Consider the following 16,874-nt stretch of genomic DNA (forward strand, 5'->3'; position numbering starts at 1 on the left):
CGCGGCGAGCCTCGAAGGATGCACGGCCCGGCTGCATCCGGGCCGCCCATCCTTCGAGGCTCGCTTCGCTCGCACCTCAGGATGACGGAGCAGAGCGTGACGATGACGGACGATCCTTGCATTCGCCCCGCAATGATGTATTTTACATCATTGTGCATGCTCCAGATATCAATTATAAGCTCTGATACGTGAGGCCACGGTGATCACGTCGTTCCAGATGCGGGCAGCCCGCGCGCTGCTTGGCATTGACCAGAAAGCCCTGGCCGAGCTCGCCGGCGTTTCGCTGCCGACCATCCAGCGGATGGAGGCCAGCACCGGCAATGTGCGCGGCGTGGTCGAGACCTTGATCAAGGTGGTCGAGGCGTTCGATCGGGCCGGCGTCGAGCTGATCGGCGAGCAGGCCCGCAGCGACAGCGGCGGGCGGGGCGTTCGCCTGAAGGAGCCGGGGCCGCCGCGCCGCGTGGGAGCATGATCGCGTTGATCGTGCTTGGGATGAGCTAGCGCATCGTCGCACGCGCGCGCTGCACGATGCACCCGAGCATTGTGGGCAGCGGAGCACTCTGCGGACATGAGCATCACAGGCGAACACGCAGGCAAGCTGCATCAGCTGCGTCGACCGACTTTTGCCGAACTCTATCTCCCCAAGCTCGTCACCGTCTGGCGCGAAGGCTACGGCCTCGCGGATCTCCGCGCCGATGTGTTCGCGGGCCTCACGGTTGCCATCGTCGCGCTGCCGCTGTCGATGGCGATCGCAATCGCCTCGGGCGTGACGCCGGACCGCGGGCTCTACACCGCTGTCGTCGGCGGTTTCATCGTGTCGCTGCTTGGCGGCAGTCGCTTCCAGATCGGCGGGCCCGCCGGCGCCTTCATCGTGCTGGTCGCGGTGACCGCGGAGCGGCACGGCGTCGACGGCGTGATCCTCGCCACCCTGATGGCGGGCATGGTCCTGATCGCCGCGGGCCTGTTGCGGATCGGCACCTACATCAAGTTCATTCCCTACCCCGTCACGGTCGGCTTCACCGCGGGCATCGCCGTGATCATCTTCGCCAGCCAGCTCCGCGATCTCGGCGGGATCACGCTGGCGGGCAAAGAGCCCAGCGAATTCGTGCCGAAACTCGTTGCGCTCGCTGGAGGCCTGCACACGATCAATCCCTCCGCCGTCGCGGTCGCGATCGTCAGCATTGCCGTCATCGCTGGCCTCCGGCGCTGGCGGCCGTCCTGGCCCGGCATCCTGATCGCGGTCGTGCTCGCGGCGGTCGCGACGGCCGTGCTGTCGCTGCCGGTCGAAACCATCGGCAGCCGGTTCGGCGGTATTCCGCGCGAATTGCCGTCGCCGTCGCTACCTGCGTTCTCGCTTGCGAAGGCGACGGCCGTGCTGCCGGATGCGATCTCGTTCGCGCTGCTGGCCGCGATCGAATCGCTGCTGTCGGCAGTGGTGGCCGACGGCATGACCGGACGCCGTCACCGCTCCAATTGCGAGCTGGTGGCGCAAGGCGCGGCCAATATCGGTTCGGCGCTGTTCGGCGGCATCTGCGTCACCGGCCTGATCGCGCGCACCGCCACCAACATCCGCGCCGGCGCGCGCGGGCCGCTCGCGGGCATGCTGCATTCGGTCTTCCTGCTGCTGTTCATGCTGATCGCAGCGCCGCTCGCGAGCTACATCCCGCTCGCCGCGCTCGCCGCCGTGCTCGTCGTCGTCGCCTGGACCATGGCGGAGAAGCACGAATTCGCGACGCTCTTGCGCTCATCCTGGGGCGATGCCGTCGTCCTGCTCGCGACCTTCCTGCTCACCATCTTCCGCGACCTGACCGAGGGCATCCTGGTCGGCTTCGCGCTCGGCGCGGTGCTGTTCATCCACCGCATGGCGGAGATGACGGGCATCGAGGAGCGCTCCCCGCTGGTGGCTGCCGATCGTCCCGATGACGGCAATGGCGAGCGCGTGCCTTACGATCCCGCGCTCGCCATCGATCGCGACGTGCTGATCTATCGCATCACCGGCGCGTTCTTCTTCGGTGCCGCCTCGGCAATCGGAAACGTGCTCGACGGCATCGCCGAGCAGCGCAAGGGTCTTGTGGTCGATTTCGCCGCGGTGCCGTTCCTGGATTCGACGGCCGCCAACGTGCTCGGCCGCGTCGCCGCCAAGGCGCACCGCCATGGCATCCGTCTGTTCATCACCGGGGCCTCGCCCGCGGTTCGCCGCGCGCTGCTCACCCATGGCGTGACGCCGCCGCGTGCGCGCTATCGCGAGACGATCGCGCGTGCCGTTGCCGACATCAAGGGCGGCGCGGCGCGGCCCGTGGCCGATGACGCGGCCGCGACCTGACGGCAGCGCAATTCTCAAGCCGGCCGATTTGATCGACACTGCCGCGTCACGGCGGTGGTGCAGGGAATGCTGGATTCGCGTCGCAATATCGCGCTGGCCTGCGCGCTCAGCATGCTGGCGGGCTATGTCGACGGCATCGGCTTCCTGCATCTCGGCGGCCTCTTCGTCTCGTTCATGAGCGGCAACTCCACGCGTCTCGGCGTCAGCCTTGCGGAAGCGCAGTGGTGGCAGGCCGCCAGCGCCCTCGGCCTGATCGCGCTGTTCGTGGCCGGAGCCGCAGCGGGCAGCCTCGTCGTGCTCGGCGGCGGGGCCGAGCGGCAGCCCTGGCTGCTTCTCATTGAAACCGGGCTGCTTGCAGCGGCGGGACTTTGCCATGCCTATGGCCTGTCGAACCTCGCGATCGCGGCCATCGTGCTCGCGATGGGCCTGGAGAACGCCGTGTTCCAGATCGACGGCGGCGCGGGCCTCGGCCTCACCTATGTCACGGGCGCGCTGGTCAAGGTCGGCCAGTTCCTCGCGGCGAGCCTCACCGGCGGGCCACGCTGGAATTGGGTGCCGAACCTGCTGTTGTGGGCGGCGCTCGTTGCGGGCTCGGCGGGCGGCGCGCTCGGCTATGCCCGGATCAACCTCGCCGCGATCTGGTTCGCCGCTGCCGCGGCGCTGGCTTTGGCTGCGATCGTGGCTGCGGCGATGCGGCGGCCGCGCGCTTGACAGAGCCGGCGGGACGCGAAATGGATCGCCTCGAACACGACCCGAGGGAAAGATGACCGCGCCCAGGACTCCCGCAGCCTGTTTGATCGGATGGCCGGCCGCGCATTCGCGCTCGCCGCTGATCCATCGTTACTGGCTGCGCACGCTCGGGATCGAGGGAGGTTACGTCATCGAGGCGGTCCCGCCCGAGGATCTGCGCGACTTCGTGCTGCGGCTGTCGCTGCGCGGCTTCGTCGGCGCCAACGTCACCATCCCGCACAAGGAAGGCGTGCTGGCGCTGTCCACGCCCGATGCGCGCGCCAGGGCCGTCGGCGCTGCGAACACGCTGTGGTTTGCCGACGGCGAGCTGCGCTCGACCAATACCGACGTCGAAGGCTTCATCGGCAATCTCGATGCCGGAGCGGCCGGTTGGGACAAGGCGGAAGAGGCATTGGTGCTCGGGGCCGGCGGTTCCTCGCGCGCGGTCGTGTTCGGCCTGCTCGAACGCGGCATCAAGCGCATCCACCTCGCCAACCGGACCATCGCGCGCGCCGAGACGCTGGCAAGGCAGTTCGGGCCGAACGTGCATCCGATTCCCTGGGACGGCATCAACGACGTGCTGCCGCGCGCAGGACTTCTCGTCAACACGACCTCGCTCGGCATGCACGGCCAGCCTTCGCTCGATGTCGATGTGGCGCGCCTGCCGGACGGGGCGGTCGTCGCCGACCTCGTCTACGTTCCCCTGGTGACGCCGCTGCTGGCGGCTGCGAAGGCGCGCGGCCTGAACACCGCCGACGGTCTCGGCATGCTCCTGCACCAGGCGGTGCGCGGCTTCGAGCTGTGGTTCGGCCAAAGGCCTGCTGTCACGGCCGAGCTGCGTGCGCTGGTCGAGGCCGATCTCACAAAGACTTGAAAGGGTAACGGCGAATAGCACCCCACCTCCGGAGTTCTATCCCCGTGGGGACAATCCGGAGACCGTCATGCCTGTTCAACGTGCAACTTTCACACGTCCGCTCATCGCCGTCGCGATGGTGGCCGCTTCCACCCTCTATGCCGTCGCGCAGAGGGCGCCAGTGCCGACGCGCGTGCGCGGCACGATCGAGAGCGTCAATGGCGACACCATGCAGGTCAAGTCGCGCAGCGGCGAGGACGTCAAGCTTCGCATCGCCCCTGACGTGAACGTGTCGGGCGTTACCAAAATTTCACTCGCCGACATCAAGGTCGGCTCCTTCGTCGGCGCCACCACGGTGCCGGGTCCGGACGGCGGCCAGAACGCGGTCGAGGTCCACGTGTTTCCGGAGAGCATGCGCGGCACCGGCGAGGGCTCGCGGCCCTATGACCTCAAGCCGAATTCCACCATGACCAATGCCACGGTGTCGGAGAGCGTGGTCGGCAATGACGGCCATACGCTGCTGGTGAAGTACAAGGACGGCGAGAAGAAGGTGTTCGTCGCCGACAACACGCCGGTCGTGACCTTCGTGCCCGGCGACAAATCCGAGCTGAAGGCCGGCGCAAAAGTCGTCGCCTTCATGAAGCAGCTGCCGGACGGCTCGTTCGAAACCAACCGCGTCAGTGTCGGCCTCGACGGCCTGACACCGCCGATGTGACGGGGGCTCGCCACATGTCGAAATCAAGCTGGATCCCACGCCTGTTCGTAGCGGCGTTCGCCGTCACTTCCATGTTCTCCGCCTCGGCGCAGCAGTCGCCGACGGTCCGCATCCGCGGCACCATCGAGAGCGTCGACGGCAACACCCTCGGCATCAAGACGCGCGAAGGCAGCGACGTGAAGGTGCGCATGACCGACAACGTCGCGGTCTTCGCCGTGGTGAAGACCTCCCTGTCGGAGATCAAGGACGGCTCCTATATCGGCGTCACCGGCATGCCCCAGCCCGACGGCACGCAGAAGGCGATCGCGGTGCACATCTTCCCGGAAAACCAGCGCGGCGCGGCCGAAGGTTTTCGTCCCTGGGATGCGCGCGCGAACTCGACCATGACCAACGCGACCGTGGCGCAGACGGTGGAAGGCACCGACGGCCAGAACATCACCGTCAAGTACAAGGACGGCGAAAAGAAAGTGGTGGTGCCGCCGGATACGCCGATCGTCACCTTCGTCGCCAGCGACAAATCCGAGATCAAGTCCGGCGCCAAGCTGATCATCTTCGGCGCGGCGAAGAAGGAGGACGGCTCGCTGGAAGCCAACCGGGTCAATGTCGGTCGCGACGGGATTACGCCGCCGATGTGAGGGACGGTGAAGGGGCATCGCTCCCTCGCCCCGTTCTTACGGGGAGAGGGAGGGGTGAGGGGCTGTCACCACGAGTTCGGCTTTCAATTGCAGGTCGGCATCCAACTCCACGGTCACCGGAGGAGTCGGAGGGACTTTCATCTCGGCATCAGCGTGCCCCGCCCCTCACCCGGATTGCGCCGGACGATGCTTCGCATCGCCGGGGCAATCCGACCTCTCCCCGCCGAAGGGCGGGGAGAGGTTTAAGGCTTCGCCTCACACCGCAATGACGTGATCGTCGATCTCGTCGATCCTGTTGACGCCGCACAGGCCCATGGTCGTGAGCAGCTCCTTCTGGATGATGTCGATCGCCTTGGCGACGCCGGCCTGGCCGCCGGCACCCAGGCCATAGGCGTAGGCGCGGCCGATCATGCAGGATTTTGCGCCGAGCGCGAGGGCGCGCATCACGTCCTGGCCGGAGCGGACACCGCCGTCGAACATGATCTCCATCTTCTCGCCGACCGCGTCCACGATCTCCGGCAGCACCTCGATCGAGGACGGCGCGCCGTCGAGCTGGCGGCCGCCATGGTTGGAGACGACCAGCGCCTGCGCGCCGGTCTTGGCGGCTTCCTCGGCGTCCTCGACATCGAGAATGCCCTTGATGATGAGCTTGCCCGGCCAGATGCTGCGGACCCACTCGACGCCCTTCCAGTTCAACGACGTATCGAACTGCGACGCGGTCCATTCGGCGAGGCGGTTGAGATCCTGGGTGTTCTTCACGTGACCTGCGATGTTGCCGAAGGTGCGGCGCTTGCCCTGCAGCACGCCCGAGACCCAGGCCGGCTTGGTCGCGAAATCGATGAATTTCGACAGCGACCATTCGGGTGGGATCGTCATGCCGTTCTTGATGTCGGCATGGCGCTGGCCAATCACTTGCAAGTCGACGGTGAGCACGAGCGCGCTGCATTTCGCCGCCATCGCGCGCTGGATCAATTCCTTGATGAAGCCGCGGTCCTTCATCACGTAGAGCTGGAACCAGAACGGCTTCTCGACATTGGCGGCGATGTCCTCGATCGAGCAGATCGACATCGTCGACTGCGTGAACGGGATGCCGGCGGCCTGCGCGGCGCGGCAGGCGTGGATCTCGCCGTCGCCATGCTGCATGCCCAAAAGGCCCACAGGCGCGAGAATCAGCGGCATGGTCGAGGGCTCGCCGAGGATCGTGGTCGAGGTGTCGCGCTTGGAGACGTCGACCAGGATGCGCTGGCGGAACTTGATCGCCTGCATGTCCTCGCGGTTGGCGCGCAGCGTTTCCTCGGCATAGGAGCCGCGGTCGCAATAGTCGAAGAACGCCTTCGGCACGCGGCGCTGATGCAGCGTGCGCAGGTCGTCGATACAGGTGATGTGCTTCATGAACGTTTCCCCGGCCCGTCTTGCATCAGAAGTCTTGCTTCAGAAGTCTTGCATCGGAAGATCGAGGGGTCATCTAGCATGGTTGGATGCACAGCCAAATCGTTTGGGAGGAGGGCGCCATGAGCAAACCGCAGGGACAGCCGACACCGGAAGAGATCAAGGAGAAGAAGGATCTCGACGACGCGCTGGAGGAGGGCCTGGAAGAGACCTTCCCGGGGTCCGATCCCGTCAACGTCACCCAGCCGGCGCCGAGCCGCCAGGACGGCCATGTGAAGCGTTCCGACTAGGGGCGGGTTCCGCCCCGTTCCGCCCTGTCGGTCGGAAATATAGTGCTAACAATAAGTTACCGGGGCGCCTTGGGCCCTGTCTCGTAATGATTAATCACATTTTTTGAAGCCAAGTTAGCCGCGAAGGCATTATAACGTCTCAGCAAATCAGGGATGCGGGTCCCTTTCGGGCATCCCGTAGTTGTAGAGGGGTCCCTGGTTGTTGCGTGGGGGACGATATGAGCCGCAAATATTTCGGGACGGACGGGATCCGGGGCCGCGCCAACGGACTGATCACGCCGGAGCTCGCGCTCAAGGTCGGCCAGGCCGCAGGACTTGCGTTTCAGCGCGGTGAGCATCGCCACCGGGTCGTGATCGGCAAGGACACGCGTCTGTCCGGCTACATGATCGAATATGCGATGGTCGCGGGCTTCACCTCGGTCGGCATGGACGTGCTGCTGGTCGGCCCGATGCCGACGCCGGCGGTCGCGATGCTGACGAAGTCGATGCGCGCCGATCTCGGCGTGATGATCTCGGCCTCGCACAATCTGTTCGAGGACAACGGCATCAAGCTGTTCGGCCCGCAGGGCTTCAAGCTGTCCGACGACGTCGAGAAGCAGATCGAGCAGCTGCTCGACGAATCCCTCGACAAGCGGCTCGCTCAGAGCGCGAGCCTCGGCCGCGCCCGCCGTATCGACGGCGTGCATGACCGCTACATCGAATTCGCCAAGCGCACGCTGCCGCGCGATCTCTCGCTCGACGGCCTGCGTGTCGTGGTCGATTGCGCCAACGGCGCCGCCTACAAGGTGGTCCCCGAGGCGCTGTGGGAATTGGGCGCCGATGTCGTGCCGATCGGCGTCGAGCCCGACGGTTTCAACATCAACAAGGAATGCGGCTCGACCTCGCCGGAAACGCTGTCGAAGAAGGTGCGCGAGATGCGCGCCGACATCGGCATCGCGCTCGACGGCGACGCCGATCGCGTCATCCTGGTCGATGAGCGCGGCCACACTGTCGACGGCGACCAGCTGCTCGCGGTGATCGCGCAGAGCTGGAAGGAAGACGGCCGGCTGTCGCGGCCGGGCATCGTCGCCACCGTGATGTCCAATCTCGGCCTCGAACGCTTCCTCAAGGGGCAGGGGCTCGATCTCGTGCGCACGCCGGTCGGCGACCGCTACGTGCTCGAGCAGATGCTGAAAGGCGGCTACAATCTCGGCGGCGAGCAGTCCGGCCACATCATCCTGTCCGACTATGCCACCACCGGCGACGGCTTCGTTGCGGCGCTGCAGGTGCTGGCCGTGGTGCAGAAGCTGCGCCGGCCGGTGTCGGAGGTCTGCCACCGTTTCGACCCGCTGCCGCAGATCCTGAAGAACGTCCGCTACAAGAGCGGCAAGCCGCTCGAGGATTCCGACGTCAAATCGGCGATCTCCGACGGCGAGAAGCGGCTCAATGGCCACGGCCGCCTTCTGATCCGCTCGTCCGGCACCGAGCCCGTGATCCGCGTCATGGGCGAGGGCGAGGACCGCCTGCTGGTCGAGGACGTCGTCGACACCATCGTCTCCGCGCTCGGACAGGCCGCGGCCTGAGGCGCATCGCTACGCGAAGCACGATCGTAGCCCGGATGGAGCGCAGCGAAATCCGGGGATCGCGCCCGCGGACATAGACGTCCCGGATTACGCTTCGCTCCATTCGGGCTACGAATTCCCCGGACCCTCATGGTGAGGTGCCCGCCAACGACGGGCGTCTCGAACCAAGCAGGGCGTGTCGCCTCACGGTGAAACCGGCACGTGCATTCCAGCCATCGACGATTGGCGGTGGATCGGCCGCAGCCGGCATCGTAGTTAGGCGGTGCGGCAATCTGTCGTGCCGCGCCGGGATGCTCCATTGAACAAGCCTGTCGTCGTCTCCGAGGAAACGCTGACCGAGCCGGTCGTCGTCAGCGACGTGGCGCCCGCCGCCCGGGCTGCCGCAGGGCCGGCCTATGTCGTGCTTGCCGGCATCAGTTTCTCGCACTTCCTCAACGACACCATGCAGTCGCTGATCGCCTCGGTATATCCGATCCTGAAGGACACCTATGCGCTCGACTTCGCGCAGATCGGCATGATCACGCTGGCCTTCCAGTTCACGGCCTCGCTGCTCCAGCCGGTGGTCGGCCATTACACCGACAAGAAAGCGCAGCCCTATTCGCTGTCGATCGGCATGGCCTCGACCTTCTTCGGCCTGCTGCTGCTCAGCGCCGCGCACCAATATCTCGTCATCCTGATTGCCGCCGCACTCGTCGGTCTCGGCTCGGCGGTGTTTCACCCGGAATCCGCGCGCATCGCGCGGCTCGCCTCCGGCGGCCGCTATGGTTTTGCGCAATCGGTATTCCAGCTCGGCGGCAGCTTCGGCACGTCGATGGGGCCGGTGCTGGCGGCGCTGATCGTGGTGCCGTTCGGGCAGGGCAGCATCGCCTGGTTCTCATCGATCGCGTTCCTCGCGATCGTCATTCTCTGGCGCATCGGCCGCTGGTATGAGCCGCAGATCAAGGCGAAGAAGACGGCGACGGTTCAGGCCCATCCCGACGCGCCGAGCTCGCGCCGCGTCGCGGTTGCGCTTGCCGTGCTGGTGGCGCTCTTGTTCTCGAAGCAGCTCTACGTCTCGAGCCTGTCGAGCTACTACATCTTCTATCTGATCGACCGCTTCGGCGTGTCGACGCAGGCGGCGCAGATCTATCTCTTCATCTTCCTTGCCGCGAATGCGGTCGGCGCATTCTTCGGCGGTCCGCTGGGCGATCGCTTCGGCCGCAAGATCGTGATCTGGATCTCGATCCTCGGCGCGCTGCCGTTCACGCTGGCGCTGCCCTATGCCGGGCTCTATGCGAGCGCGGTGCTATCGGTGATCATCGGCCTGATCATCTCTTCGACGACGTCGTCGATCATCGTGTTCGCGCAGGAACTGGTGCCGCACCGCTTCGGCATGATCTCCGGCGTGTTCTTCGGCGTTGCCTTCGGCATCGGCGGCCTGGGTGCCGCCGTGCTCGGCAAGCTCGCAGATCACACCTCGATCGAGTTCGTCTACCAGGTCTGTGCCTGGCTGCCGGCGATCGGCCTGCTTGCGGTGTTCCTGCCCAAGCTGCCGCAGCACCTGCGTTAACAAATCCTGTCTCGCTGCATTGCGGCTTCATCAATCGTTAGCAATTGGGGGCGCCGGGGCGCCGCATTTTTGCAACGCTTCTGCTGCATGCGCGCGAGTGGTGAGAAAAAATCAACCTTAAAAATTAGGGTTAAGTGGCGCTTAAACATTTGGTGCCATCGTCCTCCCGTGAGTTTCCAGAACGTGGGGCGTCAGCATTTTGCCTCACCGGCCATAAGGACGAAGCCAAATGCGTAGCGTTAAGTCTCTCCTTGCCGCAGGTGCGGCGACCCTCATCTCGTCGATGGCGTTCGCCGCCGATATGCCGATCGCCGCTCCGCCTCCCATGTACGCGCCGCCGGCTCCGCCCGCCGACTTCGGCGGCTGGTATCTCCGCGGCGACATCGGCATGACCAACCAGAGCGCCAAGCGGATCGACAGCGCGACCGCGCAGACGTTCCCGACCCAGACCGTGGGCCTCGGCTTCGATAGCTCGCCGCTGTTCGACCTCGGCGTCGGTTATCGCTTCAACAACTGGTTCCGCACCGACGTGATCGGCCAGTATCGCGGCAAGGCCAATCTGCACGGTTCGGACAACGTCACGCTCAGCGCGACTGACTTCGAAGCCAACAACTACTCCGGCAGCAAGTCCGAGTGGGTCGTCATGGCCAACGCCTATGTCGATCTCGGCACCTGGTGGTGCATCACCCCGTTCATCGGCGCCGGTGTCGGCGGTTCCTACAACAAGCTCAGCGGCTTCCGTGACGACGGCACCCGGATCAATCCCGGCGGGCTCTCCAACAGCGTGACCTACTTCGCCGACAACGGTAAGTGGAATTTCGCCTGGGCCGCCCATGCTGGTCTCGCCTACAAGGTCAGCCCCGGCCTCACCGTCGAACTCGCCTACAGCTATATGGATCTCGGCGACGCCAATCCCGGCAACTTCCGCGCCTACGACAACAGCATCTCGGGCCCGTCGACGATCAAGGTCAAGGACATCACCTCGCATGACGTGAAGCTCGGCGTGCGTTGGGATCTGAGCAGCCCGCCGGCCTACATGCCGCCGCCGCTCGTCACCAAGGGCTGATCGTCAGCTCCATCGTTTAACGTCTCTTAACGGCGCGGGATCATCCCGCGCCGTTTTGCTTTGCATATTTTTCATGGCGGGCGGCGACGAAAACGTCAGACGCAACCATTGGTTAAGGTTAACGAGCCATGATCACGAGTGAAAGTTCGAGTTCGATGGAGCGTTGCAATGCGTAGGCTGATGTTGGCGGCGGCGATGTTGGGGACGGTGTCTGCCGCGCAAGCGGCCGACATGCCGGATCTGCCCATCCTGCGCGGCGGCTTCACCGACGGCCTGTCGAAGACGACGCGCAACTGGGACGGCGTCTATGCCGGCGGCAGCTTCGGCTACTCCTCGGCATCGACCGATTTCAGCCAGAGCGTCGTCGGCCTGACCAATTTCATCTTCCGCGACAGCGTGCTGCAAGGGCCGACGTCGTCGTGGTCGCTCCTTAACAAGACCACGACGCAAGGCGCAAATTTCGGCGGCTTCGTCGGCCGCAACTGGCAATGGTACGATGCCGTTCTCGGCCTCGAGGGCACCTACACCTATTTCAACAAGATTTCCTCGCAGTCGTCCGGCTCCAATTCGCTCGATATCGTCAACCCGCCTGGTGACGTCCAGCCCACCGGCGTGACCAACCACTATCTCACGACATTGACCGGCACCGCCGCGGCGACCGTCAAGGACATGGTCACGCTGCGCGGGCGCGTGGGTTGGGACGGCGGCGATTTCATGCCTTACGCGTTCGCCGGCGCGGCGGTCGGCCGCATGGACGTCTCCCGCACCGTGACGAGCGATGTGAAGCTGCGTCAGGATGCGACCGTCCAGGACGCATTCGGTAACGTCATCACCATCATCGGAACGCCGCAGCAAGTTCCGGCGCAGTCGCAGACGCAGACCCAGCACCGGACCAACAATTTCGTGGTCGGCTGGGTCGCCGGTCTCGGACTGGAGTACTGCCTGTGGGAAGGATTGTTCGCACGGGTGGAATATGAATACGTGAAGTTCTCTCCCGTCATGAACACGTCGGTGACGCTGAACAATGCGCGCGTCGGCCTCGGTTACAAGTTCTGACGCTGCTTCGCCGCGACGCGGTTGACAGGTTCCCTCCGTCCTGATGCTCTGTCGCTCCAAAACGGGGCGACGGCGATGAAGATCTACGGCGACACGAATTCCGGCAATTGTCTCAAGGTGAAGTGGGTCTGCGACAAGCTCGCGCTGCCTTACCAATGGATCGAGATCGACACCCGCAAGGGCGAGACGCGCACGCCGCAATTCCTGAAGATGAACGGCGCGGGCCAAGTGCCCACCGTCGCCTTCGACGACGGCCGCACGCTGGCGCAGTCCAATGCTATCATCCGCTACCTCGCCCGCGACAGCGCGCTCGTTCCGCGCGATGCCTTCACTGCGGCCAAGATGGACGAATGGCTGTTCTGGGAGCAGTACAGCCACGAGCCCTATATCGCGGTGTGCCGTTTCCAGCTGGTCTATCTCGGCAAGGACGCATCTGAGCTCGACCCTGACAAGGTCAAGCGCGGCTATGCGGCGCTCGACCGCATGGAGCAACATCTCGCGGCAAGCCGCTTCTTCGCCGGCGAGGAAGTTTCGCTCGCCGACGTCTCGCTGCTCGCCTATACCCGCCTCGCGCATGAAGGTGGCTTCGATCTCGGCCGCCACGCCGCCATCCGCCGCTGGATCGGCGAGGCCGAAGCCTGGCTCGGCCTTCCACCGGCGCGCTGAGAGTCGCGCTGATTCTTGGAGTTTCCCGACATGAACGAGAAGTCCGTCTCCATCCGTCCCGCGCGCCGCGAGGACGTTGCGGCGATCGTCGCCATGCTTGCCGACGATCATCTCGGGCGCGCCCGCGAGCGCGTGGAGGATCCGCTGCCTGAGGTCTATTACCAAGCGTTCGAGCGGGTCGCGCGCGATCAAAATCTCACGCTCGTGGTGGCAGAGAGCGAGGGCAGGGTGGTCGGCTGCTTGCAACTCGCGATCTTACCGGGCATCAGCACGCAAGGCGGCATCCGCGGTCTGCTCGAAGATGTCCGCGTTGCTTCCGATTGTCGCAGCCGCGGCATCGGCGAGCAGCTGGTGCAACGGGCGGTCGCGGAAGCGAAAGCGCGCGGCTGCAATCTGGTCGAACTGCTGACGCATCAGAGCCGAACAGATGCGCAGCGCTTCTACAAGCGGCTCGGGTTCGCTGCGAGTCACGTCGGCATGACTGTCCGCTTTTGACGCAGCTCGTCGCGAGCCTTGCGCGATCAGCAAATTCGGATCGCGCATTCGTTCATATTAAGAGCCGGTAAACTACCCAGCCGTCGTTCACGTTGAGCCGGGAACGAACGGTGCTACGGCAGCGTCAGACACCGGGCTCGGTCGGTTCGGGGATTTCGATGACAAGCTATTCCATGATCAAGGTCGGCAACGATTACGTCGTGCAGGCCAATGACAAATGCATTTTGAAAGTCGGCAGCCGCCGTCGTGCCGCGCAATTGATCAGCGATGCCACGGACTTGCTGAACGCGCTTGCCGTGGTCGAATCCCCCAAGATTGCGCCGGAAGCGCCTTCACTCCAGCGTGAGACGCCGGAACTTCCTTGACGACTCTTCCCGTTTCCCGTATCAGCCGCGGCGGGACACCTCCCCCCAACGGGAGGCTTACTATCTGGAAGGGTAGATCATGACTGTAGCGAAGCCCGCTTCGCGGCCGAACGTGCCGCATTTCTCCTCCGGCCCCTGCGCCAAGCGCCCCGGCTGGAACGCCCAAAATCTCAAGGACGCAGCGCTCGGCCGTTCGCATCGCGCGAAGGTCGGCAAGACCAAGCTCAAGCTCGCGATCGATCTGACGCGCGAAGTGCTTGAAGTGCCCGCCGATTATCGCATCGGCATCGTGCCGGCGTCCGACACCGGCGCGGTCGAGATGGCGCTGTGGTCGCTGCTCGGTGCGCGGCCCGTCACCACGCTCGCCTGGGAATCCTTCGGCGAGGGCTGGGTCAGCGACATCGTCAAGGAATTGAAGCTCAAGGACGTCACCAAGCTCAACGCTGCCTATGGTGAAATCCCCGACCTCTCCAAGGTCGATCCCAACAGCGACGTCGTCTTCACCTGGAACGGCACCACCTCCGGTGTGCGCGTGCCGAACGCCGACTGGATCAGCGCGACCCGCGAAGGTCTGACCATTTGCGACGCCACTTCGGCTGCGTTCGCGCAGCCGCTCGACTGGGCCAAGCTCGACGTCGTCACCTTCTCCTGGCAGAAGGCGCTCGGCGGTGAAGCCGCGCACGGCATGCTGATCCTGTCGCCCCGCGCGGTGGAGCGGCTCGAGACCTACAAGCCGGCCTGGCCGCTGCCGAAGATCTTCCGCATGACCAAGGGCGGCAAGATCAACGAAGGCATCTTCGTCGGAGAGACCATCAACACGCCGTCGATGCTGTGCGTCGAGGATTATCTCGATGCGCTGAACTGGGCCAAGTCGATCGGCGGCCTTAAGGCGCTGATCGCGCGCGCCGACGCCAACACCAAGGTGCTGGCCGATTGGAAGGCGAAGACGCCCTGGATCGACTTCCTGGCCAAGGACGCCGCGATCCGCTCCAACACCTCGGTGTGCCTGAAGTTCACCGATCCCGCGATCACCTCGCTCTCCGAGGACGCGCAGGCCGACTTCTCCAAGAAGCTGGTCGCGCTGGTCGAGAAGGAAGGCGCGGGCTACGACTTCGCCTACTACCGCGATGCGCCGGCCGGCCTGCGCATCTGGTGCGGCGCCACGGTCGAGGCGAAAGACGTCGAGCTGCTCACGCAGTGGATCGACTGGGCGTTTGCCGAGACCAAGGCGCAGCTCGCCAAGGCCGCTTGAGCTTCTGACCCTCCCCTGGAGGGGGAGGGTCGACGCACCGTCAGGTGCGGCGGGGTGGGGTGATTTCTCCACGCGGCGCACCGGCGAGTTTCGAATCTGTAGCTTCACCCCACCCCGGCGCTATGCGCCGACCCTCCCCCTCCAGGGGAGGGTGTGAAGGAAGACACCATGACCAAACCCAAAGTTCTCATTTCCGACGCGCTCTCTCCCGCCGCCGTGCAGATCTTTAGGGATCGCGGCGTGGAGGTCGACTTCCAGCCCAACCTCGGCAAGGACAAGGACAAGCTTGCCGAGATCATCGGCAACTACGACGGCCTTGCCATTCGCTCCGCGACCAAGGCGACCGCAAAAATCCTCGAGAAGGCGACCAACCTCAAGGTGATCGGCCGCGCCGGCATCGGCGTCGACAATGTCGAGATTCCCGCCGCCACGGCCAAGGGCATCATCGTGATGAACACGCCGTTCGGCAATTCGATCACGACCGCCGAGCACGCCATCACGCTGATGCTGGCGCTCGCCCGCGAGATCCCGCAGGCCGACGCTTCGACCCAGGCCGGCAAGTGGGAGAAGAACCGCTTCATGGGCGTCGAGATCACCGGCAAGGTGCTCGGTGTCGTCGGTTGCGGCAACATCGGCTCGATCGTCGCCGACCGCGCGCTCGGCCTCCGCATGAAGGTCGTCGCCTTCGATCCGTTCCTGTCGCCGGAGCGTGCCAAGGACATCGGTGTCGAGAAGCTCGAGCTCGACGATCTCTTGAAGCGCGCCGACTTCATCACGCTGCACACCCCGCTCACCGAGAAGACCAAGAACATCATCGATGCATCCGCGATCGCCAAGATGAAGAAGGGCGTGCGCCTGATCAACTGCGCCCGCGGCGGCCTGGTCGACGAGCAGGCGGTGGTCGATGCGCTGAATTCCAAGCATATCGCCGGTGCCGCCTTCGACGTCTTCGTCGAGGAGCCTGCGAACGCGAACGTGCTGTTCGGCCATCCCAACGTGATCTGCACGCCGCATCTCGGCGCCTCCACCACGGAAGCGCAGGAGAACGTCGCGCTCCAGGTCGCCGAGCAGATGTCGGATTACCTGCTCACCGGCGCGATCTCGAACGCCGTCAACTTCCCGTCGATCACGGCGGAAGAAGCGCCGAAGCTGAAGCCGTTCATCTCGCTCGCCGAGAAGCTCGGCTCGTTCGCCGGCCAGCTCACCGAGAGCGGCATCCTCAAGGTGCAGATCACCTATGAGGGCCACGTCGCCGAGATGAAGATCAAGGCGATCACCTCGGCCGTGCTGTCGGGCCTGCTGCGGCCGATGCTGGGCGAGGTCAACGTGGTGTCCGCGCCGGTCGTCGCCAAGGAGCGCGGCATGGTGGTGGACGAGATCGTGCGCGCCGCCCAGAGCGACTACGAGAGCCTGATTACCGTCACGGTGGCGACGGAGCGCCAGGAGCGCTCGGTCTCCGGCACCGTGTATCATGATGGCAAGCCGCGCCTCGTCGACGTCAAGGGCATCCGCGTCGACGCCGAGTTCGGCAAGTCGATGATCTACGTGACCAACGAGGACAAGCCGGGCTTCATCGGCAAGTTCGCGAGCCTCTTGGGTGACGCCAAGATCAACATCGCGACCTTCCATCTCGGCCGCGTCGCGCCGGGCTCCGATGCCATCGCGCTGATCGAGGTCGACGGCGTCGTGCCGCCCGAACTGCTCGCCAAGGTGCAGGCCCTGCCGCAGGTCAAGCAGGTCAAGGCGCTGACGTTCTGAGGCGCTCGCGCGCCACGGAATGACGGCCGTCATATATTCCGACCTGCGGAACAATCACGCCGCCCTCCCGAGAGGGCGGCGTTTTTGTTGATGCCGCGGCCCGCTTTATTTCTCCCAAGCCAGCCGAACTTTGTGTACCAATGGTGCGAGGACGCTCCGTTCAAAATCGTA

General features: G+C 65.0%; 17 protein-coding genes. 16 read left to right on the top strand and 1 reads right to left on the bottom strand.

What is annotated here, in order from left to right:
- Positions 1-199 precede the first annotated feature (199 nt).
- The 6 genes from QJT78_RS29285 to QJT78_RS29310 all read left to right on the top strand — a co-directional run bounded on the left by QJT78_RS29285 (position 200) and on the right by QJT78_RS29310 (position 5,255).
- Positions 200-472, top strand: a complete 273-nt coding sequence (locus QJT78_RS29285) for a helix-turn-helix transcriptional regulator (RefSeq protein ID WP_014492044.1) — start codon at positions 200-202, stop codon at positions 470-472.
- Between the two features lie 96 nt (positions 473-568).
- Positions 569-2,323, top strand: a complete 1,755-nt coding sequence (locus tag QJT78_RS29290; protein WP_038944118.1) for a SulP family inorganic anion transporter — start codon at positions 569-571, stop codon at positions 2,321-2,323.
- A 66-nt stretch (positions 2,324-2,389) separates the two neighbouring features.
- On the top strand, positions 2,390-3,034 hold the full coding sequence (locus tag QJT78_RS29295) for a YoaK family protein (protein ID WP_028151815.1): 645 nt from the start codon (positions 2,390-2,392) through the stop codon (positions 3,032-3,034).
- A 52-nt stretch (positions 3,035-3,086) separates the two neighbouring features.
- Positions 3,087-3,926 (top strand): shikimate dehydrogenase, encoded by an 840-nt coding sequence (locus tag QJT78_RS29300; RefSeq protein WP_028151814.1) that lies wholly within the window; start codon positions 3,087-3,089, stop codon positions 3,924-3,926.
- Positions 3,927-3,993: 67 nt separating this feature from the next.
- Positions 3,994-4,620: a hypothetical protein gene (locus tag QJT78_RS29305; RefSeq protein ID WP_028151813.1), complete on the top strand. Its 627-nt coding sequence runs from the start codon at positions 3,994-3,996 to the stop codon at positions 4,618-4,620.
- A 14-nt stretch (positions 4,621-4,634) separates the two neighbouring features.
- Positions 4,635-5,255 (top strand): hypothetical protein, encoded by a 621-nt coding sequence (locus QJT78_RS29310; RefSeq protein WP_028151812.1) that lies wholly within the window; start codon positions 4,635-4,637, stop codon positions 5,253-5,255.
- A 255-nt stretch (positions 5,256-5,510) separates the two neighbouring features.
- Here QJT78_RS29310 and QJT78_RS29315 read toward each other — a convergent pair whose 3' ends face one another.
- Positions 5,511-6,647 (bottom strand): alpha-hydroxy acid oxidase, encoded by a 1,137-nt coding sequence (locus tag QJT78_RS29315; protein WP_038944116.1) that lies wholly within the window; start codon positions 6,645-6,647, stop codon positions 5,511-5,513.
- A gap of 119 nt (positions 6,648-6,766) precedes the next feature.
- Between QJT78_RS29315 and QJT78_RS29320 the strand changes: the two genes are divergently transcribed.
- The 10 genes from QJT78_RS29320 to serA all read left to right on the top strand — a co-directional run bounded on the left by QJT78_RS29320 (position 6,767) and on the right by serA (position 16,703).
- Positions 6,767-6,934, top strand: a complete 168-nt coding sequence (locus tag QJT78_RS29320; RefSeq protein WP_193375964.1) for a hypothetical protein — start codon at positions 6,767-6,769, stop codon at positions 6,932-6,934.
- 218 nt (positions 6,935-7,152) lie between these two features.
- The gene (glmM, locus tag QJT78_RS29325) at positions 7,153-8,496 is read left to right on the top strand and encodes a phosphoglucosamine mutase (protein WP_028151810.1); all 1,344 of its coding nucleotides are present in this window, start codon (positions 7,153-7,155) and stop codon (positions 8,494-8,496) included.
- A 298-nt stretch (positions 8,497-8,794) separates the two neighbouring features.
- Positions 8,795-10,045 (top strand): MFS transporter, encoded by a 1,251-nt coding sequence (locus QJT78_RS29330; RefSeq protein WP_028151809.1) that lies wholly within the window; start codon positions 8,795-8,797, stop codon positions 10,043-10,045.
- A 229-nt stretch (positions 10,046-10,274) separates the two neighbouring features.
- On the top strand, positions 10,275-11,111 hold the full coding sequence (locus tag QJT78_RS29335; protein ID WP_028151808.1) for an outer membrane beta-barrel protein: 837 nt from the start codon (positions 10,275-10,277) through the stop codon (positions 11,109-11,111).
- Between the two features lie 168 nt (positions 11,112-11,279).
- Positions 11,280-12,167: an outer membrane beta-barrel protein gene (locus QJT78_RS29340; RefSeq protein WP_038953176.1), complete on the top strand. Its 888-nt coding sequence runs from the start codon at positions 11,280-11,282 to the stop codon at positions 12,165-12,167.
- A 75-nt stretch (positions 12,168-12,242) separates the two neighbouring features.
- Positions 12,243-12,833, top strand: coding sequence for a glutathione S-transferase family protein (locus tag QJT78_RS29345; RefSeq protein WP_028151832.1), 591 nt, complete (start codon positions 12,243-12,245; stop codon positions 12,831-12,833).
- Positions 12,834-12,863: 30 nt separating this feature from the next.
- Positions 12,864-13,328: a GNAT family N-acetyltransferase gene (locus QJT78_RS29350; RefSeq protein WP_028151807.1), complete on the top strand. Its 465-nt coding sequence runs from the start codon at positions 12,864-12,866 to the stop codon at positions 13,326-13,328.
- Positions 13,329-13,501: 173 nt separating this feature from the next.
- Entirely contained in the window at positions 13,502-13,693 is a 192-nt protein-coding gene (locus QJT78_RS29355) for a hypothetical protein (protein WP_014492058.1), read from the top strand.
- A 79-nt stretch (positions 13,694-13,772) separates the two neighbouring features.
- Positions 13,773-14,945 (top strand): phosphoserine transaminase, encoded by a 1,173-nt coding sequence (locus QJT78_RS29360; RefSeq protein ID WP_028151805.1) that lies wholly within the window; start codon positions 13,773-13,775, stop codon positions 14,943-14,945.
- A gap of 168 nt (positions 14,946-15,113) precedes the next feature.
- Positions 15,114-16,703 carry a phosphoglycerate dehydrogenase gene (serA, locus tag QJT78_RS29365; RefSeq protein ID WP_028151804.1) on the top strand — a complete coding sequence of 530 codons (1,590 nt, stop codon included), beginning with the start codon at positions 15,114-15,116 and terminating at the stop codon, positions 16,701-16,703.
- Positions 16,704-16,874: the final 171 nt, after the last annotated feature.

It is taken from the genome of Bradyrhizobium sp. Mp27, assembly GCF_029953005.1.
GTDB lineage: Bacteria > Pseudomonadota > Alphaproteobacteria > Rhizobiales > Xanthobacteraceae > Bradyrhizobium > Bradyrhizobium barranii.